This window comes from Burkholderia lata (genome assembly GCF_902499335.1).
GTDB classification, from domain to species: Bacteria; Pseudomonadota; Gammaproteobacteria; order Burkholderiales; family Burkholderiaceae; genus Burkholderia; species Burkholderia lata_B.
In genome coordinates this window covers 269803-293406 of the sequence record NZ_CABVQK010000006.1, presented here as the reverse complement: position 1 = coordinate 293406, position 23604 = coordinate 269803, and the positions used below count along the sequence as shown (strand labels likewise).

The 23604-nt window shown below is 68.0% G+C and carries 19 protein-coding genes and 2 riboswitches; of the genes, 11 read left to right on the top strand and 8 right to left on the bottom strand.

The genetic code is table 11. The features are described 5' to 3' along the window. Window positions 1-7 precede the first annotated feature (7 nt). Genes atzF through BCO18175_RS16980 form a run of 4 tightly spaced genes read right to left on the bottom strand, consistent with a single transcriptional unit; the run spans window position 8 to window position 6922 of the window. Window positions 8-1915 carry an allophanate hydrolase gene (gene atzF, locus BCO18175_RS16995; protein ID WP_174982641.1) on the bottom strand — a complete coding sequence of 636 codons (1908 nt, stop codon included), beginning with the start codon at window positions 1913-1915 and terminating at the stop codon, window positions 8-10. Further along, on the bottom strand, window positions 1912-5502 hold the full coding sequence (gene uca / locus BCO18175_RS16990; protein WP_174982639.1) for an urea carboxylase: 3591 nt from the start codon (window positions 5500-5502) through the stop codon (window positions 1912-1914). Before uca ends, atzF begins: the two co-directional genes overlap by 4 nt. Continuing rightward, the gene (locus BCO18175_RS16985; RefSeq protein WP_174970117.1) at window positions 5499-6155 is read right to left on the bottom strand and encodes an urea amidolyase associated protein UAAP2; all 657 of its coding nucleotides are present in this window, start codon (window positions 6153-6155) and stop codon (window positions 5499-5501) included. Before BCO18175_RS16985 ends, uca begins: the two co-directional genes overlap by 4 nt. Before the next feature lie 11 nt (window positions 6156-6166). Then, window positions 6167-6922 carry an urea amidolyase associated protein UAAP1 gene (locus BCO18175_RS16980; RefSeq protein ID WP_174982637.1) on the bottom strand — a complete coding sequence of 252 codons (756 nt, stop codon included), beginning with the start codon at window positions 6920-6922 and terminating at the stop codon, window positions 6167-6169. A gap of 57 nt (window positions 6923-6979) precedes the next feature. Next, a riboswitch (guanidine-I (ykkC/yxkD leader) is annotated at window positions 6980-7113 on the bottom strand. A 432-nt stretch (window positions 7114-7545) separates the two neighbouring features. After that, window positions 7546-7667: riboswitch (guanidine-I (ykkC/yxkD leader) on the top strand. Between the two features lie 137 nt (window positions 7668-7804). Between BCO18175_RS16980 and BCO18175_RS16975 the strand changes: the two genes are divergently transcribed. The 3 genes from BCO18175_RS16975 to pal all read left to right on the top strand — a co-directional run bounded on the left by BCO18175_RS16975 (window position 7805) and on the right by pal (window position 11136). Further along, complete coding sequence (locus tag BCO18175_RS16975) at window positions 7805-8827, top strand: ABC transporter substrate-binding protein (RefSeq protein WP_174982635.1); 1023 nt, start codon at window positions 7805-7807, stop codon at window positions 8825-8827. A 198-nt stretch (window positions 8828-9025) separates the two neighbouring features. After that, window positions 9026-10237, top strand: a complete 1212-nt coding sequence (locus tag BCO18175_RS16970; RefSeq protein WP_438820502.1) for a porin — start codon at window positions 9026-9028, stop codon at window positions 10235-10237. 407 nt (window positions 10238-10644) lie between these two features. After that, entirely contained in the window at window positions 10645-11136 is a 492-nt protein-coding gene (gene pal / locus BCO18175_RS16965; RefSeq protein WP_174982634.1) for a peptidoglycan-associated lipoprotein Pal, read from the top strand. Between the two features lie 141 nt (window positions 11137-11277). Here pal and BCO18175_RS16960 read toward each other — a convergent pair whose 3' ends face one another. Continuing rightward, the gene (locus tag BCO18175_RS16960; RefSeq protein WP_174982632.1) at window positions 11278-11742 is read right to left on the bottom strand and encodes a hypothetical protein; all 465 of its coding nucleotides are present in this window, start codon (window positions 11740-11742) and stop codon (window positions 11278-11280) included. Window positions 11743-11950: 208 nt separating this feature from the next. Between BCO18175_RS16960 and BCO18175_RS16955 the strand changes: the two genes are divergently transcribed. After that, a complete protein-coding gene (locus tag BCO18175_RS16955; RefSeq protein ID WP_174970111.1) occupies window positions 11951-12121 on the top strand; it encodes a hypothetical protein in 171 nt (56 codons plus the stop codon). 89 nt (window positions 12122-12210) lie between these two features. On the opposite strand, the gene BCO18175_RS16950 is transcribed toward BCO18175_RS16955, so the two are convergent. The 3 genes from BCO18175_RS16950 to BCO18175_RS16940 are packed head-to-tail and all read right to left on the bottom strand — an operon-like array spanning window position 12211 to window position 17041. After that, entirely contained in the window at window positions 12211-13470 is a 1260-nt protein-coding gene (locus tag BCO18175_RS16950; RefSeq protein WP_174982630.1) for a cytochrome c, read from the bottom strand. Further along, a complete protein-coding gene (locus tag BCO18175_RS16945; protein ID WP_174982628.1) occupies window positions 13467-14168 on the bottom strand; it encodes a (2Fe-2S)-binding protein in 702 nt (233 codons plus the stop codon). Before BCO18175_RS16945 ends, BCO18175_RS16950 begins: the two co-directional genes overlap by 4 nt. Beyond that, window positions 14165-17041, bottom strand: a complete 2877-nt coding sequence (locus tag BCO18175_RS16940; RefSeq protein WP_174982627.1) for a xanthine dehydrogenase family protein molybdopterin-binding subunit — start codon at window positions 17039-17041, stop codon at window positions 14165-14167. The genes BCO18175_RS16945 and BCO18175_RS16940 overlap by 4 nt, the downstream gene beginning before the upstream one ends. A 499-nt stretch (window positions 17042-17540) precedes the next feature. Between BCO18175_RS16940 and BCO18175_RS16935 the strand changes: the two genes are divergently transcribed. From BCO18175_RS16935 to BCO18175_RS16905, 7 genes are all read left to right on the top strand, one after another. Continuing rightward, entirely contained in the window at window positions 17541-19091 is a 1551-nt protein-coding gene (locus BCO18175_RS16935; RefSeq protein ID WP_174982625.1) for a sensor domain-containing diguanylate cyclase, read from the top strand. 244 nt (window positions 19092-19335) lie between these two features. Continuing rightward, window positions 19336-19611 carry a hypothetical protein gene (locus BCO18175_RS16930; protein WP_174970106.1) on the top strand — a complete coding sequence of 92 codons (276 nt, stop codon included), beginning with the start codon at window positions 19336-19338 and terminating at the stop codon, window positions 19609-19611. A gap of 255 nt (window positions 19612-19866) precedes the next feature. Continuing rightward, window positions 19867-20907 (top strand): succinylglutamate desuccinylase/aspartoacylase family protein, encoded by a 1041-nt coding sequence (locus tag BCO18175_RS16925; protein ID WP_174982623.1) that lies wholly within the window; start codon window positions 19867-19869, stop codon window positions 20905-20907. Window positions 20908-21010: 103 nt separating this feature from the next. Beyond that, complete coding sequence (locus BCO18175_RS16920; protein ID WP_174982621.1) at window positions 21011-21307, top strand: type II toxin-antitoxin system MqsR family toxin; 297 nt, start codon at window positions 21011-21013, stop codon at window positions 21305-21307. 2 nt (window positions 21308-21309) lie between these two features. Continuing rightward, window positions 21310-21711 (top strand): type II toxin-antitoxin system MqsA family antitoxin, encoded by a 402-nt coding sequence (locus tag BCO18175_RS16915; protein ID WP_174915582.1) that lies wholly within the window; start codon window positions 21310-21312, stop codon window positions 21709-21711. A gap of 317 nt (window positions 21712-22028) precedes the next feature. Beyond that, window positions 22029-22589 carry a GNAT family N-acetyltransferase gene (locus BCO18175_RS16910; protein ID WP_174970102.1) on the top strand — a complete coding sequence of 187 codons (561 nt, stop codon included), beginning with the start codon at window positions 22029-22031 and terminating at the stop codon, window positions 22587-22589. Between the two features lie 55 nt (window positions 22590-22644). After that, complete coding sequence (locus tag BCO18175_RS16905) at window positions 22645-23592, top strand: ABC transporter substrate-binding protein (protein WP_174982619.1); 948 nt, start codon at window positions 22645-22647, stop codon at window positions 23590-23592. The last annotated feature ends 12 nt before the right edge of the window (window positions 23593-23604 follow it).

Genomic DNA, 23604 nt, shown 5'->3' with positions numbered 1-23604 from the left:
CGGACGTTCATTGCAATGCGTGGCTCGCGGCGCTCGCGCGGTAAGCGCGCCAGCCGCCGAAGTGCGTGATGTCCCGCGCGCCGTCGAGCGCCGCGCTTTCACACAGGAAACCCTGCACCCGAGAGCCGTCCGCGAGCGTCAGCGTGCCGATGCCGAGCGGATCGGCAATGCCGGCGACGAAGCTGCCGTAAGCGTCGACCGGCATCTCCCAGATCTCGACCGCGATCGACGCGCCGCCGTCCGGCACGCGCACGAGGCCCGGCTTGGCAACGCCGCCGGATGCCGCCGCGGACAGCACGTAGAGACGATAGGCGGGCGCCGTCGTCGTCGCGGCAACAAAACGTCCGCCTCGCTGCGTGAGCTGCCCGTTCAACGGTTCACCGCGCAGATGCGCGCCGACGACCGCCACGCGCACGACGCCGTCGGACACGCCGGGCGCAGGTGCCGTCGTTGCACACGCGTCGCCGGCGACACCCGCCTGCAAATCGCCCCCCTCGCCCGCGCCTCCGCCGCGTTCACCCATTTCAGTCCACGCCTGTGCAAGATCGAGCAGCCGCGCGTCATCGTGCGCGCGCCCGACGAACGTGATGCCGAACGGCAACCCTGCATGCGGCCCGGTTTCGCAGCGGCCGGCGGGCACCGCGATCGCCGACAGGTCGAGCAGGTTGACGAAGTTCGTGTAGTAACCAAATCGCGAATTGATGCCGATCGGGTCGGCTTCGAGTGCGTCGACGGTCGCCGTCGTGGCCGAAGTCGGCATGACGATCGCGTCCAGTCCGTCCCATGCGCGACCGGCCTCGACGCGCAACGTCGCGAGCATGTCGAACGCGGCGAACGCATCGGCCGCGCTGAAGCGTGACGCGCCGCCGACGATTTCGCGGATCACCGGATGCAGCGCATCGGGCTCCCGCGCGGCGAAGGCGCCAATCGCGGCGAGCCGTTCGGCGACCCACGGGCCTTCGTAAAGCAGCCTCGCGGCAGCCAGGAACGCGCTGAAATCGATCTCGACGATCCGCGCCCCGGTCGCTCGCAGGTGCTCGAGCGCGGCGCGCCATGCGGCACGATACGATTCGTCGCCGAAGAATTGAAGCTGATCGGCGCGCGGCGTACCGAAGCGCAACTGCCCGAACGGTCGCGCCGGTTGCGCGCGGAGCCCGTCCGCGCCCAGCAGCGGCTGCCACGCGCGTCCGTACGGATCGCCGTCGGTCACGCCGTGCGCGGCGGCGAACACCGCCCGCGCGTCGGCCGCCGAATGCGCGAACACCGACACGCAATCGAGCGACCGGCAGGCCGGCACGACGCCGAGCGTGCTCAGCACGCCCTTGGTCGGCTTGAGCCCGACGAGCCCGTGGAACGCCGCCGGCACGCGCCCGGAGCCGGCCGTGTCGGTGCCCAGCGAGAACGACGCGACGCCAAGCGCCACGGCCACCGCCGACCCGGAGCTCGAGCCGCCCGACGCATAACGCGGATCGAGCGCATTGCGGCACGCGCCATAAGGCGAGCGCTGGCCCGACAACCCGGTCGCGAACTGGTCGAGGTTGGTCTTGCCGATCGGAATCGCGCCGGCCGCGATCAGCCGCTCGACGACGGGCGCGCTGCGCGCCGGCGTGTATGCGTAGGCCGGGCAGGCTGCCGTCGTCGGTATGCCGGCGAGGTCGATGTTGTCCTTGATCGCGAACGGCACGCCGTACAGCGGCAATGACGCGATGTCGCGCCCGGCCAGCGCGTCGGCATACACCGTCATCTCGGCGTGCGTCAGCGGCCGGATCCACGCGTGATGCGGATCGCCCGCGGCGAAATGCGCGGCGATCGCGCCGACGAGCGCTTGCGGCGTCAGGTCGCCCGCCGCATAACGCGCACGCAGCGCCGCGATCGAGCGGACGCCTGGCAAGATCGAACGTTCCGTCGTGCTCATGCAACCTCCTCGGCGGCGCCCGCCTTCATCACCATCAGCCGCTGGCCGGCCACCACCGCCGCGCCCGGCGCGCAATCGACCGTCTCGATCGTGCCGTCTTCCGTCGCCGTCACCGCGACCTCCATCTTCATCGACTCGACGATCGCGACGACCTGCCCTTCGGTCACGCGCTCTCCGGCTTCGACCAGCACCTTCCACACGCTGCCCGAAACGTCCGCGGCAATCGCACGTTGCGTATCGGCGAGCGCGCCGGCTTCCCGCGCGGCGTCCGCATCGCCCTGCGCCGCGTCGCCAACGTATTCGGCGTGCCCGGCCACCCGCCACCGTTCGCGCTCCGCTTCGAACGCCGTCTGCTGCGAGGTCTTGAACGCGGCGATCGAATCCGCCTCGTCGCGCAGGAAGCGGTTGTATTCGCCAAGATCGAACACCGATTCCTCGATCTTCAGCCCGGCGCGCCCCGCGACGAAATCCGCGCGCAGTTCCGCCAGCTCGGCCTCGCTGACTTCGTAGAAGCGAATCTCGTCAAAGAAGCGCAGCAGCCACGGCTTGCCGGCTTCGAACTCGCGCGTGGTGCGGTGGCGGTTCCACATCTGGACGGTGCGGCCGACGAACTGATAGCCGCCGGGCCCTTCCATCCCGTACACGCACAGATACGCGCCGCCGATCCCGACCGCGTTTTCCGGCGTCCAGGTACGCGCGGGGTTGTACTTCGTGGTGACGAGCCGGTGGCGCGGATCGATCGGCGTCGCGACCGGCGCACCGAGGTACACGTCGCCGAGGCCCATCACGAGATAGCGGGCGTCGAACACGACGCGCTTCACGTCGTCGATGCTGGCCAGTCCGTTCATCCGCCGGATGAACTCGATATTGCTCGGGCACCACGGCGCATCGGGCCGCACCGACTGCATGTAGCGCTCGATCGCGATGCGCGTCGACGGATCGTCCCACGACAACGGCAGATGCACGATGCGGTTCGGCACGCGCATGTCGGCGACTTCGGGCAACTCGCGCTCGGCCACCTGCAGATGCGCGAGCAGCGTGTCGAGCGGCAGGGTCCGCGCGTCGAACTGCACCTGCAGCGAACGGATCCCCGGCGTCAGGTCGAGCATGCCGGGCAGACGGTGCGCGTCGAGCCAGCACATCAGCGCATGCACGCGAAAGCGCAGGTTCAGGTCGAGCACGAGCGGCCCGTATTCGACCAGCACGTTCCGGTCGCCCGAGCGCCGGTAGACCACGCCGATGCCGCCGCCGGCCGACGGGTCGCGATGCAGCACGCAATCGCCCGGCGCGCCGGTGGGTGCCCGACGCCCAACCGCGTCGGCAGCGGGCTCGGTTGACACGCGGGCGCGCAGGAACTGCACGGTATCGCCCGGCCGCAGTTGCCCGAGCTTCCACAACTCGTCGTGCACGACCGTCACCGGGCAGACGAAGCCGCCGAGGCTCGGGCCGTCCGGGCCCAGGATCACCGGCATGTCGCCGGTGAAATCGACTGCGCCGATCGCATACGCGTTGTCGTGGATGTTCGACGGATGCAGGCCGGCTTCGCCGCCGTCCGCGCGTGCCCATTGCGGCTTCGGGCCGATCAGCCGGATGCCGGTCCGGCTCGAGTTGTAATGGACCGTCCACTGCGTGCCGTACAGCATCGCGATGTCGTCCGGCGTAAAGAAATCCGGCGCACCATGCGGGCCGTCGAGCACGCCGAGCGTCCACGCGTGCGTCAGCGCGGGGATGTCCGCCGCGGCCAGCGTTGCGCCCGCGTCACCGCGCCCGGCTTCCGCGTCCAGGTGCAGCACGTCGCCCTTGCGCAGCGCACGCCCTGCGTGGCCGCCGAACTGGCCGAGCGTGAAGGTCGCCTTGCTGCCGAGATAGTCGGGCAGCTGCAGGCCGCCTTTCACGGCCAGGCAGGCGCGCACGCCGGCGCCCGTCACGCCGCCCAGCTTCAGCACCGCGCCGGGCCGCGCACGCAGCACCCGCCAGAACGGTGCGGGTTCGCCATCGAGCGATGCCGCGAGCGGCGCGCCGCCGAGCACGAAGAGCGTCTCGGCGTTGAAGCGCAACATCGCGCCGACCATCGTGAATTCCAGCCCGGCCGCGTCGCGTGCATTGTCGAGCAGCGCATTCGCGAGCGCGAACGCGCGATCGTCCATCGGACCGGACGGCGGCACGCCGACGTTCCAGTAGCCGACTCGCCCGGGCGCCTGCTGCACGGTGGTCTGCACGCCGCCGTCGAGCACGTCGATCGTGTGCGGCGCGAACGCGAAGCGCGACAGGAAGGCGGTCGTCGATGCGCCACGCGCGAACGTGTCCGAACCGGCAATCGCGCGCAGATAGTCGAGGTTGGTTTCGATACCGTACAGCTCCGTGCGCGACAGTGCGCCCCGCAGCGCGGCCAGCGCGTCGCGGCGCGTAGCGCCATGCACGATCAGCTTCGCAAGCAACGGATCGTAGTGCGCGCTGATCTCGGTGCCCGCCTCGATCCATCCGTCGACGCGCACGTCGTCCGGAAACGCGACATGCGTCAGCAGCCCCGCGCTCGGCAGGAACTGCTTGTGCGGATCCTCCGCATAGAGCCGCACCTGGATGCTCGCGCCGCGCGGCGCGACGGCGAGCGTGGCGAGCGGCGGCAGGTCGCCCTCCGCCTGGAGGATCATCCATTCCACGAGATCGATGCCCGTCACCGCTTCGGTCACGCAATGCTCGACCTGCAACCGCGTGTTCACCTCGAGGAAATAGAACCGGCGCGTGTTCGCGTCGAACACGAATTCGACCGTGCCGGCCGACGCATAGCCGACCGCGCGGGCAAGCCGCACCGCACTCGCGTGCAACGCGGCGCGCTCTTCATCGGTCAGGCCCGGCGCGGGCGTTTCCTCGATCACTTTCTGGTTGCGGCGCTGCACCGAGCAATCGCGTTCGCCGAGCGCGATCGCATCGCCACGGCCGTCGCCGAAGATCTGCACTTCGATGTGCCGCGCGTGCTCGACGAACTTCTCGAGATACACGCCCGCATGCGCGAAGTTCGTGGCGCCGAGCCGCACGACGGAATCGAACGCCGCTTCGAGCTGCGCGGCGTCGCGGCACAGGGACATGCCGATCCCGCCGCCGCCCGCGGTGCTTTTCAGCATCACCGGATAGCCGATCGCGTCGGCTTCGGCGAGCGCCGTCCGTGCATCGTCGAGCAGGCCCGTGCCCGGGAGCAGCGCGACGCCCTGCGCAGCGGCGAGCTCGCGCGCGGTGTGCTTGAGGCCGAACGCGCGCATCTGGTCGCCACGCGGCCCGATGAAGCGCAGGCCCGCGGCTTCGCATGCGTCGGCGAAGCCGGCGTGCTCGGACAGGAAGCCGTAGCCCGGATGCACGGCCTGTGCGCCGGTCTCGCGCGCGGCGGCGAGGATCGCCGCGACATTCAGGTAGCTCTCCGCCGCCGGTGCGGGGCCGACCCGCACGGCTTCGTCGGCGAGCGCCACGTGGCGCGCATCGCGGTCGGCGTCGGAGTAGATCGCGACCGACGCGATCCCGAGCCGCTTCAGCGTGCGGATCACGCGGCACGCGATTTCGCCGCGGTTCGCGACGAGGACTTTCGTGAATCTCATTCAGCCTCCCAGACCGTGAGGCGCACCGGCGTCGGGTTGTACCCGTTGCACGGATTGTTGAGCTGCGGACAGTTCGAGATCAGCACCGTGACGTCCATCTCCGCGCGCATCTCGACGTACTTGCCCGGTGCGGAAATGCCGTCCTCGAAGGTCAGCCCGCCGAGCGGCGTGACGGGCACGTTCATGAAGAAGTTGACGTTGCCGACGAGGTCGCGCTTGGTGAGCCGCGCGCCCGCGCCGCACGTGCAGTGCGCGATCGCGTTGAGGAAGCTGTCGCGGCAGTTGTGCATGTGCCGCTTGTCGAGCGCATAGCGCACGGTGTTGCTCTCGGCCGCGCAGGCGCCGCCGAGCGTGTCGTGACGGCCGCAGGTATCGGCGACGATCGTCACCATCGGGTTGCCCCGGCTCGACAGCAGCACGCTGCCCGCGCTCAGGTACAGGTTGCGCTGTGCGCGGATGGTGTCCTGCGCGCTGTAACGCTCTTCGGGCTCGTCGGAGCGGTAGAACAGCGTGTCGACGGCCTGGTTGCCCTCCAGGTCGAGGATGCGGAAGACTTGTCCGCGCTTCAGCTCGTGCAGCCACGGTTCGCCCGCGTTCAGCGTGGTGTCGTGGATCGCGTCGCGTGGGTCGAGACGGCTTTCGATGATCGGCATGGCTCGGCTCCTTACGCAAACAGGCGATCGGTGTTGGTGAAGCCGCGCGTGTTCTCGGCGCAGGCGCGGCGGCACGGGTCGTCTTCCGGTGCCGCGCCATCCGCCGGATACGCGCGGTACGCGATCAGCTTCACGGCCTTCGGCGCATAGTCCGGGCGCGGATCGAGCGGATGCGGCGCCGTCGAGAACGCCGCCAGCGTGTTCATCTCGAAGCGCAGGTCGACGGCGCTGCCGGCCGGCGAATGTCCGGCGACGAAATCGAGCGCGCCGTCGTCGCGTGTGTCGAGCTTGCTGAAGAAATTGACGTTCGCGACGAGGTCGCGTGCCGACAGCCCGTATTTCGCAAGTTCGAGCACGAGGCTGTCGCGGCCGTTGCGGATCATCGCGTTGCGATCGGCCTGGTACGACGTCGTGCCGTACTTGTGCGCGAACAGCCGCGCATCGCCGACGCCGCCGAGCGGGTCGTGCCAGCCGAGCGTATCGGCCGTGATCGATGCGATCACGCGCCCCATGTCCGTGTACAGCGCATGGCCGCGCGTGAGGTGCGCGGTGTGCTGCGCCTTCAGCGTGTCGGCCATGTTGTAGCGTTCGAGCAGGTCTTCCTGGCGATGAAACACGGCGGACAGGTTCGCGCCGCCGTCGATATCGACGATGCGCAGCGCGAGACCGCGGCGCAGGATGCCGGACCAGTGGGTTCCGGCGGGAATGAGCGCTTCCCACACGACGTGTGGCGGCGGGGCAAGGACGGCTTGGGGGCTCGGCGACATGGCGGCTCCGTGGTCGGTTGGACAAAAGGCGTGAGAGGGCGACCGAACGACATCGCGACCTCCCGGGCTTTTATCCCTCCGTGGAGCCTCGCCGTTTCCTCGAATCGAGGAGAAGACAAGACCGGATTGCTCTCGGACCAGCCATCGCGCGGCGCGAACGCCGCACGACCGGAACCCTAGCGATCCTGAAGATGATGCAAATTGCTTCGCACCTCTCGGGCAACGACTAAGCGAGTTGCGTGCCAGCGTGTGCGGAATCGCCACGCCACGCGGCTTCCCGGCATGCGCGCGTTGACGCTCACCGCACCGGATTCGGATGGCTGCCCTCGCGGCGGGCGTGCCGCGCACCATGCAAACGCGCTCCCGCACCGGCGCAGTGCGCGCCGCGCCCGCCTGCACGACACGATCGGCGATGGCATGGGCATTGCTCGATGCATGCACCTTCACTCGTTACGCGACACCTCATGAACAAGCTCGACCTGCTCCGGCGCGCGCTGAGCGCGCTCTTCTCCGCCCGCTTCATCGAACTGCAGCGCACGTCGCGCCGCCGCTGAGTCCACCCGCCGCGCGCCGTTGGCACGCTTCTCGCTCGGCATGACGCCGAGAGGTGCGGCGGCGTCGCATCTTAGGGGTGCTAGGGTTCCGGTTCATCGAACGTCTGGTCCGAGAGCAGCCCGGCGCGGGTTCGTCCGATCGCGAGACCGGACACGCACGCGCTACACGGCGGGACAAAAGCCCGGGAGATTGGCGATGGCAACGGCCGTCGCGCCTCTCCGTGGCCGCTTCATTCGTTCCGCATCCGCAGGAACCGGCCACGCGGCCGGACCGTGCATCGGCATGGTCCGTATCGACGATCCCGATCCCGGTCTCCTGGAGAAAACGATGACCCGCCCCGCCCTGGCGCTCCGCCGCCTGCTGTCCCGCCGTTCCGTCCGTCACGCATTGGGGGCCGCTGCCACGGCCGCCACGCTACTCATGGCACCCGCCGCGCACGCGGCAGCGCCGCTCAAGATCGGCTACAGCGACTGGCCCGGCTGGGTCGCGTTCCAGGTCGCGCTCGACAAGGGCTGGTTCAAGGAGGCCGGCGTCGATGTCGATTTCGAATGGTTCGATTACTCGGCATCGCTCGACGCGTTTTCCGCGGGCAAGCTCGACGCGGTCGCGGCAACGAACGGCGATGCGCTCGTGACGGGCGCGGCGGGCGCGAAGAACGTGATGATCCTGCTCACCGATTATTCCGCCGGCAACGACATGATCGTCGCCAAGCCGCCGCTGCGCAGCGTCGAGGCGCTGAAGGGCAAGAAGGTCGGCGTCGAACTCGGTCTCGTCGATCACCTGCTGCTCGAAACCGCGCTGCAACAGCACGGGCTGAAGGACGGCGACGTGACGCTCGTAAACGCCAAAACCAACGAACTGCCGCAGGTGCTCGGTTCATCGACCGACATTGCCGCGGTGGCCGCGTGGCAGCCGAACGCCGGCGAGGCGTTGAAGCGCGCCCCGGGCGCACGCGCGATCTTCACGTCGGCGGATGCGCCAGGGCTGATCTACGACGCGATCACGGTCGCGCCGGCGAGCCTCGCCGCGCGCCGTGCCGACTGGGCCAAGGTGATCAAGGTCTGGTATCGCTGCGTCGCCTACATCAACGATCCGAAGACGCAGGCCGACGCGGTCAGGATCATGTCCGCACGCGTCGGGCTCGCGCCGGAGCAATACCTCCCGCTGCTGAAAGGCACGCACCTGCTCGACGAGGCTGCCGCGAAGCGCGCGTTCCGCAAGGGTGACGGGCTCGACTCGATCTACGGCTCGACGCGCAACGCGAATGCGTTCAACGTGCGCAACGCCGTGTACAAGCAGTCGCAGGACATCGACGCGTATATCGACCCGCGCCTGGTTGCACCGCATTGACGAACGCGGGGCCGGGCTTCGTGCGCCGGCCCCGCACGCGGTCGCACACGCACATCCTCCTGTTGCCGCCGCGCCGCGATTCTGCGCGATTTCGCAGAGGACCTTTCCTGTGCAACGCCTTAATCGACCGCCACACGATCTCCAATAATGGCCGCTCGATCCGCCGGCCACCGGGCCGGGAAAACGATAAAAACTCCTATGCATTCCTACACGATGAACAAGCACGCCAGCACTCGACTCGCGGGGACCGCCATCGCCACCTGCCTGACCGCCCTCGCGTCGGGCGGTGTACACGCACAGAGCAGCGTGACGCTGTACGGCCTGATCGACACGTCGATCACCTACGCGACCAACCAGCGCACGCACGGCGCCGGCTCGCCGGGCAGCGGCACCGTCGCGATGACGAGCGGCGCACTGAACGCGTCGCGCTGGGGGCTGCGCGGCCGCGAGGATCTCGGCGGCGGGACGGCCGCGGTCTTCACGCTCGAAAACGGCTTCTCGGGCACCACCGGCGCGCTGTCGCAGAAAGGCGTCGACATGTTCGGCCGCCAGGCATGGATCGGCCTGAGCTCGCAGACGGCCGGCACGCTCACGTTCGGCCGCCAGTACGACCTGATCCTCGATTTCGTGACGCCGCTCGGCGCGTCCGGCCCCGGCTGGGGCGGCAACCTCGCGGTGCATCCGTACGACAACGACGATTCGAACCGCAACCTCCGCATCAACCAGGCGGTGAAGTACACGAGCCCGACGTACCGCGGGCTGACGTTCGGCGCGATGTACGGGTTCTCGAATACGGCCGGCCAGTTCTCCAACAACGCGGCGTGGAGCGCGGGCGTGTCGTATGCGAACGGGCCGCTGAAGCTCGGCGCCGGCTACCTGAAGATCAGCCGCGACCGCAATGCCCCTAACCCGAACGGCGCGCTGAGCACGGTCGACGGCTCGGCGACGATCACGGGCGGCAACCAGCAGATCTGGGCCGCGGCCGGCCGGTATGCGTTCGGGCCGCATTCGGTCGGCGCCGCATGGTCGCACTCGACCACCGACGGCGTGACGGGCGTGCTCCAGGGCGGCAGCATCGCGCCGCTGAAGGGGGAATCGCTGGTGTTCGACAACTTCACGGTCGACGGGCGCTTCTTCGTCACGCGTGCGTTGAGCCTCTCGGCCGCGTACACGTACACGATGGGCCGCTTCGACACGCGCACCGGCCAGACCCGCCCGAAATGGAACCAGGTCGTCGCACAAGCCGACTATGCGCTGTCGAAGCGCACCGATGCGTATCTCGAAGGCGTCTACCAGAGCGTGAGCGGCGGCAACGGCAATCCCGCGTTCAACGCGACCGTCTGGACGCTGACGCCGTCGGCAAACAGCAACCAGGTCGTCGTCGCACTGGGGCTGCGGCACAAGTTCTGACGGTGCAACACGGGGCGGCGCAGCGCAACGCTGCTGCACCGACCGTGTCGGGCACGCATTTCCAGCACCGCTCGAACGTCATGCCCCGAGCCGGAAAGGCCGCGCCCGTGCGCGGCCTTTTTCGCTGTGGCATCGCCCCGCGCGACGGCAGGAATGCCGGCCTATCTGTCTCGTCCGCGCAAATAAATGCGGAGAAACTGGTCACGCTGTGACATTTTTCCTAATCTGTTTGCAGCGACGCCGAGATTTGGCGTTCCGGTCGCAACACTCTTTCATATGGCGCACCACCGGCTTACGAACATGATTCGCGTCGTGGATGCCGGACCTTTCGCGCCATTGCGGCCGGATACGGACGTGCCGATCGCACGTCCCACGCGTTCAACGCAGTCAACCGCTGGAGGCGAACGATGAGCAAAACGAACCGATTTGCGGTCCTGGCAACCGTGGTACTGCTGGCCGGTTGCCACCATGCGGCGAAGACGCCCGAGAATGCCGGCACCGCGCCGACGCCCTCCAGCGAAGCCGTCGCAACGGTGACGGCCGACGATCTCGACAATCCGAACAGCCCGCTCGCGAAGCGCAGCATCTACTTCGATTTCGACCAGTACTCCGTCAAGCCCGAATACCAGTCGCTGCTGCAGGCGCACGCCGACTACCTGCGCAGCCACCCGGCGCGGCACGTGCTGATCCAGGGCAACACCGACGAACGCGGCACGTCCGAATACAACCTCGCACTCGGCCAACGCCGTTCGCAAGCCGTGATGAGCGGGCTCGAAACGCTCGGCGTGCCGGCTACGCAACTCGAGGCGGTCAGCCTCGGCAAGGAAAAGCCGGTCGCGCTCGGCCACGACGAGGATTCGTGGGCACAGAACCGCCGCGCCGATCTCGTCTATCGTTGATCGCGGGCCGCCGTGACGGCGGCATCCGCAACCAGTGAAGCATGACAGCGCGCGGGCCGCCGTTGCGGTCACGGGTACCGTTCGGTTCGTCCCGTTCATACGGGTCGCCGCTCACGCACGCGACCTCACCCCGCGTCGCGCTCAACGCCGGCGTTCGAGCCGCCGATGGAGCCAGCTCGACAACACCGCCGACGTCACGATCGCATCGATCGTGGCGATCGCGTTGATGTCGCCAACCTTGTCGGCGTTGATCAGCCAGGTCTGGAACAGCACGTAGCCGATCATCGTGGCGGTGCCCACAACCATCCCCAGCAGTACGTACCAGCGCCGCCGGATCCGCGTGCCGATTGCGCCCATGATGCCGCCCGCGACCGTCGCGGGCAGGAAATAGCCGAATACGAACGACGCGATAAAAATCATCGGCACCATGCCGGCACTGACTTTCAGGACGTCCCACGACGGGCCGTCGATCAACGACCATGCAATCAGCATCACGCCGGGCCAGACGAGCGCCGCGACCAGCGGGCCGCCGACGGCGAACGACATGCAGCCGAGCACGACGGGATGGGACGGACGCGATGGCGGACGTTCGGAGGTAGCACTCATGTTTTTTGTAGTCGGAATCGGAATGGCGGCGTGCCGGAGTGTACCAAGGCACGGTGCGATGGCTCCGGTCCGGCCCCTTTGCGTTCGACGATCCGCAATCAAAACACATGGAATAAACAGCCTGCCCGAAACGTTTCGTCAGCGTGCAGACGCGCGGTTCACGCGAACCGGGGTTTCCCGCGGCCTGCGCGTGGCAAGGAGGCGGAAAATGAAATCGTCAACGTTGGCCGCGGCGCTGATCGCGGCGCTGGTGCTCGTGCTGTCGGCGGGATGTACGTCGTCGGATCGCGGCGTATCGCAAGGACCGGGCATGAGCCGGTACGGCGGCGGTGGCGCGGGAGGTAGCGGAGGGGGTGGCGGAGGAGGCGGCGGCTACTGAAGAACCGCCGCAAAAAATCGGGCGACGCGTCGCGCGCGAGCACCGGAAACCGGCTGAATCGCGCGCGACGCCCCGCCCTGCGGCACGACTTAACGCATGGCCTTCACGTCGGCCGGCGTGACGCTCGCGGGCTGGCCGCCCCACGTCGCACGCAGGTAGTTCGCGAGCTGTGCGAGTTCGTCGTCGCTCAGCGTGTGCGCGAAACCGGGCATCGGCTGCAGGTTCTCGAACCCGGCAAACTTCTGCTCGCCGATGCCGTCGAGCATCGCGACCAGCAGGTTGCGCGGGTCGCCCTGACGCACCGTCGAATTGCCGTTCATCGGCACCGCCACGTGCGGCTTGCCTTCACCGTCGAAACCGTGACAGCCCGCACAGACCGCGAGATACACCGAGCGGCCGGCCGCAAGTTGCGCGGCGTCGGCCGACACCGGCTTCACCGGTTGCGGCGCGGGCGGCGTATCGCCCAGCAGGTACACCGACAGCGCGCGCAGGTCGTCCTTCGTCATGTACTGCGTGCTCAGGTGCACGACCGGGTACATTTCGCCGAATGCCGAGCCTTGCGGCGCGATGCCGACGCCGAAGAACGTCTGCAGGTCGGCGCCCGTCCAGCCGCGCGCGGCGAGGCCCGCCGGCGTGATGTCGGGCGCGGCCACGCGGCCGAGCGCGGCGCCTGCAAGCGGCTTCGCGCTGTCGAGCTGGCCCGTGAACGCGCGCGGCGTATGGCATTCCGCGCAGTGGCCGAGCGCGCCCGCCAGATAGCGGCCGCGCTGCCAGTCGGCGGACTGGCCCGTCGATGCATCGGGCAGGCTGTCCTTCAGAAACACCATGTCCCAGAAGACCATCCCGAAACGCAGGTTGTACGGGAACTTCAGCTCGTGCTCGCGGTTTTCCAGTGCGACCGGCTTGACGGTCTTCAAGTACGCGTACATCGCGTCGGAATCGGCACGCGTGAGCTGACGGTACGACGTGTACGGCATCGACGGATACAGGCGCTTGCCCGGCGCCTTGCCGTCATGCAGCGCGGCGTAGAAATCGTCCGCGCTCCAGCTGCCGATCCCGTGATCCTTGTCCGGCGTGATGTTCGAGCCGTAGAACGTGCCGAACGGCGATTCGAGGGGCGCGCCGCCGGCGAACGGCGCGCCGTCCTTCGCGGTGTGACACGCCGCGCAGTCGGCGGCCTTGACGAGATAGCGGCCGCGCGCGATCTGGTCGGCACCGGGCGCACCGGACGCCGCGTTCGAGACCGGTGCGTCATGGCCGCCGCACGCGGCGAGCAGCAACGCGCTGGCCACGGCCAACACGGGGAGGCCCGCGGCCCGCGCGACACGATGAGCGAATGTGCGTTTCATGCGGCGTCCTTCACGAGTCCCGGCGTCGTCAGCACCACGTCCTTGACGGCTTCGTAGTAGCGGACATAGCCCGTGCAGCGGCAGAGGTGCGCATCGAGCGCCTCGGTGATCGTGCGTTCGACGTCGGCCTTCGCAATCGGCTCGCGCTTCAGGCGTTCGATCAGCACGGTCGCCGCGTTGACGAAGCCCGGTGTGCAATAGCCGCACTGGAAGCTGAAGTGCTCGAGGAACTTCTGCTGGATCGGCGACAGCTCGACCACTTCGCCCGCTTCGTTGCGCTTCGCGTGACCTTCGATCGTGCGGATCGAGCGGCCGTGGAAGAAATGCGCGCCGGTGATGCAGGTACGCATTTCCTCGCTCGTGCCGTCCGGCTTGTCGACGATCACGACGCACGCGTGGCAGATGCCCTGCCCGCAGCCGAGCCGCGAACCGGTGAGGCCCGCGTACTCGTGCAGGAACTCGATCATCATCAGCCCTTCCGGCACCTGCATCGGGCCGACGGACTTGCCGTTGATATTGATCGACAGCGGTTTCGACTGGAACCGGACGAGCGGACGCTCGACGGCGGCCGGCGCAGATGCCGATGCCGGCACGGCCGGGACCGATGCCGGTGCGGCCGAAGCCGCGCTCGGCGCGGAAGCGCCGGTCGCAGCGGCGCTGGCGCTCGCGGCCGAAGCCGCGGTTTGGGCGGTCGTCATGCGAGCACCTCCTGAATCTTTTGCGGGGTCACCGGCAGGTCGGTGAAACGATGGCCGATCGCGTGCGCGATCCCGTTCACGATCGCGCCGACGACGGGGATCATCACCACTTCGGCGACACCCTTCGGCGGATCGGTCTCGGACAGCGGCGGCAGCACGTCGCCCGTCTGCGTCCAGACGGCGACGTCGGACGCGCGCGGCAGCTGGTAACGGTTGAAGTTCCACGTGCCGTTGCCGGGGCCGTCTTCATACAGCGGCAGGTATTCGTGCAACGCGTGGCCGATACCCATCGCAAGGCCGCCCTGCAACTGGCCCGACACGAGCTGCGGCGAAATCTGGTTGCCGCACTCCATGATCGAGTGATGCGTGAGCAACTCGACCTTGCCGGTCGCTTCGTGCACGGCCAGCTCGACGAGCGTGCCGACCGCCGTGTAGTACGTGACGGCCGCGTTGTTGCGGCTCGTCGGCGGGATGAACACGCGCTTGCGGTCCAGCACGCGGTAGCCGTTCGCGGTCGGCGCCAGCGTGCCGCGCATCGCGGTCGCGCCGGCCGGCGCGGCGGTGCCGGGCACCGGGCCGTTGTCGCCCGTCTTCGGCGCGCCGACGCGCAGCGACAGCCCGTCGATCGGCAAACGCTCGACCGTGCCGCCCACTTCGAACTCGGCGTCGGTCCACTGCCAGCGGTTGAACACGTGCACGACGGCGCCGGTCGGCAGGCCGAGTGCATAGGCCTGCTTCGCGAGCTGTTCGAACGACAGCGGCTCGAGGCCGTCGGCGGTCAGCTTGCCGTCGACCCAGCGCGCGTCCTCGATGCGGATCGCATACGGCGCGGCCTGGCCGCCGCCGAGGCCGCGGGTCCAGATCGACATCGCCGCCGGCCACAGGCCGTAGCGGAACACGGCGCGCGCGGCTTCGCGCGTGCTGTGCGTGAAGTAGTACGCGGAGTTCGTCGCGCTCGACGGCGACGCATAGCTCGGCGACCAGCGCGGGTTCGCGCTCAGGCGATCCTGGTCGGCCTGCGACATGAGGTACGGATCGCCGCTGGTCTCGACCGGCAGGTCCGGCCATTCGGTCACGGCCACGCGCACTTCCGTCGCCGGGCGGCCCAGCCATTTCGCGACCGCGACGGCCTGCGACGTCGACATCCCGGTGCCGATCTCGGCCGCCGTGTGCTGCAGCGACACCTTGCCGTTCTCGTCGAATTCGACCTTCGCGAACGACGCTTCCGCGCCCGTACCGAAATCCTTCTGCACGCATGCGAAGCCGACGCCGTAGCGCTTGCCCGGATTCGCGGCCTCGAATTCGGCCTTGCGCGCGGCGCGGCGTGTCCACAGCGGATGCTGCTTCGAGCGCTCGAGTACCTCGTCGACGCGCAGCGCGCCGGCGGGAATCGCCCCTTGCGTGTTCTTCATCCCCGAACGCAGCGCGTTGCGCAGGCGGAAATCGATCGGGTCGATGTTCAGCTGCGCGGCGATCTCGTCGACCGCCATCTCGGTCGCCGCCATGCTCTGCAGCGTGCCGTAGCCGCGCGCGGAGCCGGCATCGATCGCGCGCGACGCGATCGCGACCGCGGCCAGGTCGCTCTTCGGGAAGTAGTAGATCGATTGCGCGGCCGTTGCGCCGACCATCGCGACCGACGGCGAGAAATTCGAGCGCCCGCCGCCGTTCGCCTCGAAGTCGCCCTTGAACGACTGCAGCAGGCCCGTGTTGCGGTCCACCGCGATCCGGTAGTGCATCTTGAACGCGTGACGCTTCAGCGACGTCTGGAACTGCTCGTAGCGGTCGTTCGCGAAACGCACGGGGCGGCCGTCCGCGTACAGCGCGCAGACGAGGCCGTAGAACGGCACGTTGAAGTGATCCTTGGAACCGTAGCCGACCGTGTAGCACGGATGCACGAACAGCTTCTTCACCGGGAAGCGGCACTTCGCGACCATCGCGGCCGCGTTCTCCGCCACTTCGAGCGGCGACTGGGTCGGCACGACGAGGTGCAGCGACTGCGTCGCGGCGTCGTACCAGCAGTTCGCGTTGTCCGGCTCGAGCGCGGACGTATCGACCGACTGCGTGTTGTACTCGCGGTCGAACACGAGCCAGTCGGCCGACGGATGGTCGAGTTCGCTGGCGATCTGCCCGGCCAGGAACATGCCCTGCTCGTCGAGCTTGCCGTGCTCCTTGCCGTCCGGCCACACCGGCAGGTGCTTGCGCATCATGCTCGGGAAGATCGGCGCATCCTTCAGGCTCGAATAGACGTCGTCGTCATAGGCCGTCTTGCCGCCCACCCGCACGTAGCGGAAGGTGCCCCACGGATCGCGCTCGAGCGGGCCCGTGACCGCACCGTAGCGGATCACGTCGTCGCGGAACTTGAGCGTGTTCTTCGCGAAGCGGAAGCGCGCGAAGTCGTGGTAAATGAGGATTGCGACCGCATGACCGAGATACGCGGGTGTCTTGCCGGCGGGCAGCAACATGTCGTCGCCGTAGAACGTCGGGAACGCAACGCCGTCGCGCGCGAGATCGTCGGCCGTGACCACGCGGTCCGGCTTCAGCTCGTCGCCGAGCAGCGAAAGGTCGAAGCCTTCGTACGTGCGGTCGGCCTGCGTGACGCGCAGGATCAGCGCATGCGACTGCTGCTGCGGCCAGTGCGGCATGTCGGCTGCGCGCACGTCACGGGCGAACACTTTCGAGCCCGTGACCTTCGCGATGCCGTCGATGCGGAATTGGGGGATGCCGGTGACGCTATCCCATTTGACGGGGGTGAGGAGTTTTTCTTCGAAGAGCGCCGCGAATGCGCGGCTGCCCAGGGGCGCGACATACACCGCGACGCCCGCCAGCACGCTGGCTTTCAGAAAACCCCGCCGTGACAGGCCGTGGTTTTTCATTGGGGGGAACCTCCTGATGCGGCTCGGACGGCGATCGGGTGTCGCGACGTTCGGAGCGGCGCGCATTCTGGCATTGTTTTAGATATATCGCCTATAGTATTTCTCGCATGAAATACTTATTGAATTTCTTATAACGGTATTCAGCCGGGCTGCGGCAGCCGGTCGCGGGCGGCAACTCGACCGCGTCGCGTACCCGGTTGCAGCGGCTTCGATCATGCCGGCCGCGCCGGGCGCGCACGCGCACCGTGCGTGGCGACCGGTCTCCTGCCGGTCGCCGGGCCGCATTCGTTCGCAACGATGCTGCCCCCGCCCCGGTGAATGCGCAAGGCTTTCGCGGGCGTGGTTTACGACTAGTGGCGCCGCTCTGCCGGGCAACCCGCGCCGCCCGCGTTTCATGGTAATGTCGTGCGCATCCGGCCTGGCCGGGCTTCCGCCATGTGCCGTGCGGGCGCCGCCAGGCATCGCGACATCACGCGACACCGTGTCGAGGTCAAAAACCATGGCAGTCAGGACATCTCTCCTGCACTCCGTTCTCGCCACTCCTCCCTCCGGCAACCACCGTGTGACGGCCGCGCTGCGCCCGTCGATGCTCGTTACCCTGTTCGAAGACGTCCGCCCGATGGCGCTCTCCGGGCTCGCGAGCGGCTTCGTCGCGGCCGTCGCGCTGATCCGGCTGCAGCAGCTCTGGTGTCTCGCGTGGCTGATCGTCGACGCCGGCCTGCTCATCGCGCGGCTCTCGATCGCGCGTGCATACACGGTTCAGCGCGACGCCGGTGACGACCGCGCCGAATACTGGGCGATGCGTTACGCGCCCGTGTCGCTCGTCGCATGCTTCGTGCTCGGCCTCGGCGTGATGGGCTGCGTGCAGGCCGTCGACGTCGAGCTCGGCACGCTGTCGGTGATGGTCGCAGGCGGCGTGTTCGGCGGGATCGCGTCACGCAATTCGGCGTTGCCGCGGCTTGCGATGATGCAGGTCACGCTCGGCGTGCTGCCGATCGGCGTCGGTGCGCTCCTGGCCCACCGGTCGGGCGCGTGGCTGCTGCTGCCGCCGCTCGCGATCTATCTCGCCGCGATGCGCACGGTCGTCCAGCGTCACTATCGCGTGCTCGTCGCGCTGATCGCCGCGCGCCAGCGCAACGCCGAACTCGTCGCGCGCTTCGACGCCGCGCTCACCTACATGCCGCACGGCCTGTGCATGATCGACGGCGAACGGCGCGTGATCGTCGCGAACCGGCGCACCGCGCAACTGTTCGGCTCGCCGCGCGAGATCATGCTCGATACGCCCCTGCCTGCCGTCGTCGCGGTGCTCGGCGCGAACGACGCGACCGATCCGGGCGGCGCCAGTCTCGCCGCGCAGTGCGAGCTCTGGCTGACCTGCGACGAACCCGCGCCGCTCGACGTCGTGCTCGCCGACGGCCGCCAGCTCGAACTGACGCGCCACCGCGTGCCGGACGGCAACGCGGTGATCATCGTCGAGGATGTCACCGCGCGCCGCCAGACCGAGCAGCACATCCGGCATCTCGCGCGGCACGATGCGCTGACGGGTTTGCCGAACCGTCACGAACTGCATGCCCAGCTCAAGCGGATGCTCGCGCGCCGGCCGCGCATGCCGGGCCCCGCGCTCGCCGTCATGTATCTCGACCTCGACGGCTTCAAGGCGATCAACGACCGGTTCGGCCACCAGGCCGGCGACGACGTGCTGACCCAGGTCGCCGAGCGGCTCGGCAAGACACTGCCGCCCGGCGAGCTGGCGGCGCGCATCGGCGGCGACGAGTTCGTCGTCGCGATCGACGACACGACGATGCACGCGTGTTCGATCCTCGCCGCACGCATCATTCGGCAGATCTCGGCGCCGTACACCCTGTCGATCGGCGAGACCGTGAGCCTGGGTATCAGCATCGGCATCGCGCTCGACGACGGACATGGCTCCCCCGATGAACTGATCCGGCAGGCCGACAGCGCGCTGTACGACGCGAAGTCGGCCGGCAAGGGAATCTACCGCTTCTATTCGAGCGGCAGCAGCCGGGTCACGCCGGCCACCGCGACCTGATCCGGCTGCGCAGCCGGCTTTCACCCTTCTCCGCCTCCTCCCGACGATTCAATTCCGAAACGCTTTGCGTGGTCGCACGTGGCGCCGCGCGTTCGCGTGTCACGTGACGTGTTCCGTAACATCGCCGCTCGCCACCCGTCACATTGGCTGCAGAAGCCGGCACGATCGAAGCAGCGCAAGGCTTTTCGAGCCTGGCACTCTTATTGCTCCTTGTCATGGAAACAGGTTGTCAGGGAGACCCAACATGAATACCGTCGAAGTCCTCAGCCGCAGCGAAACCATCGACGAACTGGATGTGATCGACGGCGCCTCGCTGATCCGCCGGCTCGTTTCCGAACGCCGCATGCCGGCCGCGCGCGAAGCCCGATGCGTCGACAATCCGCCGCTGACGCTGTACGGCGCATTCCGCCAGGGCGTCGCCGATCACGGCGCGCACCGCGCGAATCCGTATCGCGCCGGCAGCCGTTTCTGGGCACTGTGGGAAGAAGGACGTCTCGAAGCTGAAACATCGGGCCGGTAAGCCGGTTGCGCGCGCCGGCCCTGCCGCGGCAAGGGGCCGGCGCGAAACATCACACCCGAATGCGGCCGGCCGGCGTGCCGGCATGTGTTCACCGCTGCAACATCGCACGGGGTCTCGCGTATCGGCTTTGCAACTCGCCCGTACGCATCCATGCGTTTGCCGCTTGATGGCGTTCGGCGTTGCGCTCGCCCGGCGCGCCGCGCGGCGGTCGTTTCCCGATAAGATGGCAGATTCCGTTCATCGAACGATGCCGCCATGACCGCCTCTTCCTCACATCGCAATCCCATCCACTGCGAAATCGATCTTGACGCACCAGGCAAGCACGCGGGTTACCTGCGGCTGCCGCATTCGGTACACCGCTCGGCATACGGCTGGCTGCCGATCCCGATCGTGTCGATCCGCAACGGCGACGGCCCGGTCGCGCTCGTGATGGCCGGCAACCACGGCGACGAGTACGAAGGCCAGATCATCGTGTCGCAGCTGATGCGCGAGATCGAACCCGAGATGGTCAGCGGGCAATTGATCCTGCTGCCGATGGCGAATTTCCCGGCGGCGGATGCGGGCCTGCGCGTGTCACCGCTCGACGGAGGCAACCTGAACCGCAGCTTCCCCGGTGATCCGACCGGCACGCCGACGCAGATGATCGCGCATTACATTGAGCATGTGCTGCTGTCTCGCGCGCAGTATCTGGTCGACCTGCACTCGGGCGGCAGCTCGCTGCTGTACCAGGGCGGCAACATGCTCGCGATCGATCCGCTCGACGCCGACGAAGCCGTGAAGCTCAACGGGCTGCTGGTCGCGTTCGGGTTGCACAATGGGCTGCTGCACGCGCCGAATCCCGTTCATTCGGCATCGGCCGCGCGCCGGCAGGGCGCGATCTCGATCGTGACCGAACTCGGCGGTGCGGGCATGGCCGATCCTTCGCTGATCCGGATGGGCCGCCACGGGCTACTGCACTACCTCGGCCATATCGGCCTGCTGCACGGCGCGCTCGTGCCCGATGCACCGCCGACCACTACGCGCTTCATGCGTGTCGACGGCGACCGCCATTTCGTCTACGCGTACGAGCGCGGGCTGTACGAGCCGCTCGTCGAACTCGGCGACCAGGTGAAGGCTGGGCAGCCGGCCGCGTGGGTGCATTTCCCCGATACGCCGCTGCGCGAGCCGGTGCTGCACCGCTTCAAGGGTGACGGCGAAGTGGTGTGCAAGCGCGTGCCCGCGCAAGTACAGCGCGGCGATTGCCTGTTCCAGCTGGCGGAGCTGTCGGCGCCCCCGAGCATCGGCCAGACGGCCTGAATCCGGACCCATCTCTGTTCCTTGCTGTCTGCCAGTCATGGCGGACGGCATGCGCTCGCCATTAACCAACTTGACAAATTAACTTACTTGGTTAGTATCGCAGATGGAAAAGAGAACGCCTCATTGCAAGCTGCCCCGCGTCAAGGCGCTCGTCGAATCCGGCAAGGTCCGGTTGACCGCGAGTGCGGTGCTCGGCGCCCGACTATTGGGTTTCACGGAAAAGGAGGCGCTCGATGTCGTGCTATCGCTGACCGACCTCGACTTCCACAAGAGCATGACGACGTACGCCGACCACACGATCTGGCAGGACGTCTACCGGCCTTTCACGGTGCGTGGCGACGTGCACCTGAAACTGACCGTGATCGACGATGTGCTGATCGTGTCATTCAAGGAGCGATGAAAATGAAATGCCCTGCATGCGGCGCCGCCAAGCTGGTCCGCGACACACGCGATATCCCCTATACCTACAAGGGTCAGTCGACTGTCGTCCGCGACATCACCGGCGACTTCTGCCCGGCCTGCGGAGAGTCGGTACTGGAGCTCGACGAGGCCACCCGTCTCGGCGAAGCGATCACCGAGTTCAACAAGCAGGTGAACGCCACCATCGTCGACCCGAAGTACATCGCGAAGGTGCGCAAGAAGCTGAGGCTGGATCAGCGCGAGGCTGCCGAGCTGTTCGGCGGCGGCGTCAACGCGTTCTCCCGTTACGAGACAGGCAAGACGAATCCGCCGCTTGCCCTCGTGAAATTGCTGAAGATCCTGGATCGTCACCCCGATCTGCTCGCCGAAGTTCGAGCGGCATAGGCGCTCGCAAGGCGGCACGCGCATGCGTCGAGCACCGGCTTCGACGCATGCGCACTCCCCCCGCCACACTCACCCCACTCCCGCTGCAAGCCTTCTGACGCCCGCCGCGAAATCCTTATCGAAATTGCTTCGTTCGCCTTTGCCGGCCGCGCCGCTAACGTGTTCAAAACGGCGGCGGCCCGCCATCTGTATCGCAGCAGGATTCGCACCGGCCGCCGCCATCACGACAACCGCGTCGCGATAACGGAACAGACCGGACGGGCCGCGTGCCCGCACCCCGCCAGGAACGTCCGCATCGCGCGCCCTTCGCGATGCCCATGGCCACGACCGACCGCATCATCGACACGACGCCGCTCGACGTCCGCGCGCAACCGCTGATCGACGCGCTGATCGACGAATATTCGACCCGTTACAACGCGTACCGCCCCGACAGCCACGCGTCCGCGCGCGATGAGCTCGCACGCTACCCGGCCGAACTGTTCGCGCCGCCCGAAGGCGCGTTCGTGCTGCTGCTGCGCGACGGCGAGACGATCGGCGGCGGCGCATTCAAGCGCTACGACGCACAGACCGCCGAGCTCAAACGCATCTGGACCCGCACGGACCTGCGCCGCCAGGGCCTCGCCCGCGTCATCGTCGAGGCGCTCGAACTGCGCGCCGCGCAGCAAGGCTATCGCCGCGTCTACCTGACCACCGGTTTTCGCCAGCCCGAGGCATGGGCGCTGTACGACCGCACCGGCTATACGCGGCTGTTCGATTCGTCGATCGACCCGGAAGCGTATTTCCACCTGCGGTTCGGCAAGGATCTCGCCGATCCGTCGCGCACGTCGACGCTGGCCGACCTGTGGGCGCCCGTGCCCGAACCCGTGCTGCCGCGCTGACCGCGCCCGCCCCCTCTTTCCCTCCGATCTCCGCTTGCCACCACAGGACGCTTTCATGCAACGAGCCGTACCGCTTTCCTCCCGTGCCGCGCGCACGCTGGCCGCCGCGCTGATCGGCCTGACCGCGTTCGCCGCAGCCGCGGCCGCCGCGACGTTCGACCTGAGCCCCGAACAGCGCGGCCGCCCGCGCGGCATAGCCGATGCGGCAGTCGAGCGCGCGGTGCCCGCGTCGTTCAAGTTCGCGGAACCCGGCACGCTGACGATCGGCGTTGCGCCGAGCCTGCCACCGATCAGCTCGTATGCGACCGACGCGCGCACGGTGATCGGCTTCGACGCCGACGTCGGCCAGCTCGTGTCCGACAGCCTCGGCCGCAAGCTGAAGATCGTCGCACTCGCATGGGCCGACTGGCCGCTCGCGCTCGAATCGGGGAAAGTCGACGCGGTGATCTCGAACGTCACCGTCACCGAGGAGCGCAAGCAGAAGTTCGATTTCTCGACCTACCGCAAGGACCAGGTCGGCTTCTACGTGCGCAACGACAGCAAGATCCAGGCGATCCGCGAGCCGAAGGACGTCGCCGGGCTGCGCGTCGTGACCGACGCCGGCACCAACCAGGAAAAGATCCTGCTCGCGTGGGATCGCGAGAACGTGGCTCACGGGCTGAAACCCGTGCAGATCCAGTACTACGACGACCAGGCGATGCGCATCGTCGCCGTGCAGTCGGGCCGCGCCGATGCCGTGTTCAGCGTGAACTCGGTGCTCGCGTACCAGAGCGCGCAGCAAGGCAAGACGCGCCTCGTCGGCGCAATCAGCGGCGGCTGGCCGCGCACGGCCGACATCGCGATCGCGACGCGCCGCGGCAGCGGGCTCGCCGATCCGCTCACCGTCGCGCTGAACGGGCTGATCAAGAACGGCCGCTACCAGCAGGTACTCGACCGCTGGAACCTCGCGTCCGAAGCGATCGACCAGTCGCGTACGAATCCGCCCGGGCTGCCGAAGAGCTGAACGCCGCGCACG

Bases quoted from the DNA above. Each gene is read 5' to 3' on its own strand.
- atzF (WP_174982641.1), bottom strand. From the start codon at position 1,915: ATGAGCACGACGGAACGTTCGATCTTGCCAGGCGTCCGCTCGATCGCG.
- uca (WP_174982639.1), bottom strand. From the start codon at position 5,502: ATGAGATTCACGAAAGTCCTCGTCGCGAACCGCGGCGAAATCGCGTGC.
- BCO18175_RS16985 (WP_174970117.1), bottom strand. From the start codon at position 6,155: ATGCCGATCATCGAAAGCCGTCTCGACCCACGCGACGCGATCCACGAC.
- BCO18175_RS16980 (WP_174982637.1), bottom strand. From the start codon at position 6,922: ATGTCGCCGAGCCCCCAAGCCGTCCTTGCCCCGCCGCCACACGTCGTG.
- BCO18175_RS16975 (WP_174982635.1), top strand. From the start codon at position 7,805: ATGACCCGCCCCGCCCTGGCGCTCCGCCGCCTGCTGTCCCGCCGTTCC.
- BCO18175_RS16970 (WP_438820502.1), top strand. From the start codon at position 9,026: ATGCATTCCTACACGATGAACAAGCACGCCAGCACTCGACTCGCGGGG.
- pal (WP_174982634.1), top strand. From the start codon at position 10,645: ATGAGCAAAACGAACCGATTTGCGGTCCTGGCAACCGTGGTACTGCTG.
- BCO18175_RS16960 (WP_174982632.1), bottom strand. From the start codon at position 11,742: ATGAGTGCTACCTCCGAACGTCCGCCATCGCGTCCGTCCCATCCCGTC.
- BCO18175_RS16955 (WP_174970111.1), top strand. From the start codon at position 11,951: ATGAAATCGTCAACGTTGGCCGCGGCGCTGATCGCGGCGCTGGTGCTC.
- BCO18175_RS16950 (WP_174982630.1), bottom strand. From the start codon at position 13,470: ATGAAACGCACATTCGCTCATCGTGTCGCGCGGGCCGCGGGCCTCCCC.
- BCO18175_RS16945 (WP_174982628.1), bottom strand. From the start codon at position 14,168: ATGACGACCGCCCAAACCGCGGCTTCGGCCGCGAGCGCCAGCGCCGCT.
- BCO18175_RS16940 (WP_174982627.1), bottom strand. From the start codon at position 17,041: ATGAAAAACCACGGCCTGTCACGGCGGGGTTTTCTGAAAGCCAGCGTG.
- BCO18175_RS16935 (WP_174982625.1), top strand. From the start codon at position 17,541: ATGGCAGTCAGGACATCTCTCCTGCACTCCGTTCTCGCCACTCCTCCC.
- BCO18175_RS16930 (WP_174970106.1), top strand. From the start codon at position 19,336: ATGAATACCGTCGAAGTCCTCAGCCGCAGCGAAACCATCGACGAACTG.
- BCO18175_RS16925 (WP_174982623.1), top strand. From the start codon at position 19,867: ATGACCGCCTCTTCCTCACATCGCAATCCCATCCACTGCGAAATCGAT.
- BCO18175_RS16920 (WP_174982621.1), top strand. From the start codon at position 21,011: ATGGAAAAGAGAACGCCTCATTGCAAGCTGCCCCGCGTCAAGGCGCTC.
- BCO18175_RS16915 (WP_174915582.1), top strand. From the start codon at position 21,310: ATGAAATGCCCTGCATGCGGCGCCGCCAAGCTGGTCCGCGACACACGC.
- BCO18175_RS16910 (WP_174970102.1), top strand. From the start codon at position 22,029: ATGGCCACGACCGACCGCATCATCGACACGACGCCGCTCGACGTCCGC.
- BCO18175_RS16905 (WP_174982619.1), top strand. From the start codon at position 22,645: ATGCAACGAGCCGTACCGCTTTCCTCCCGTGCCGCGCGCACGCTGGCC.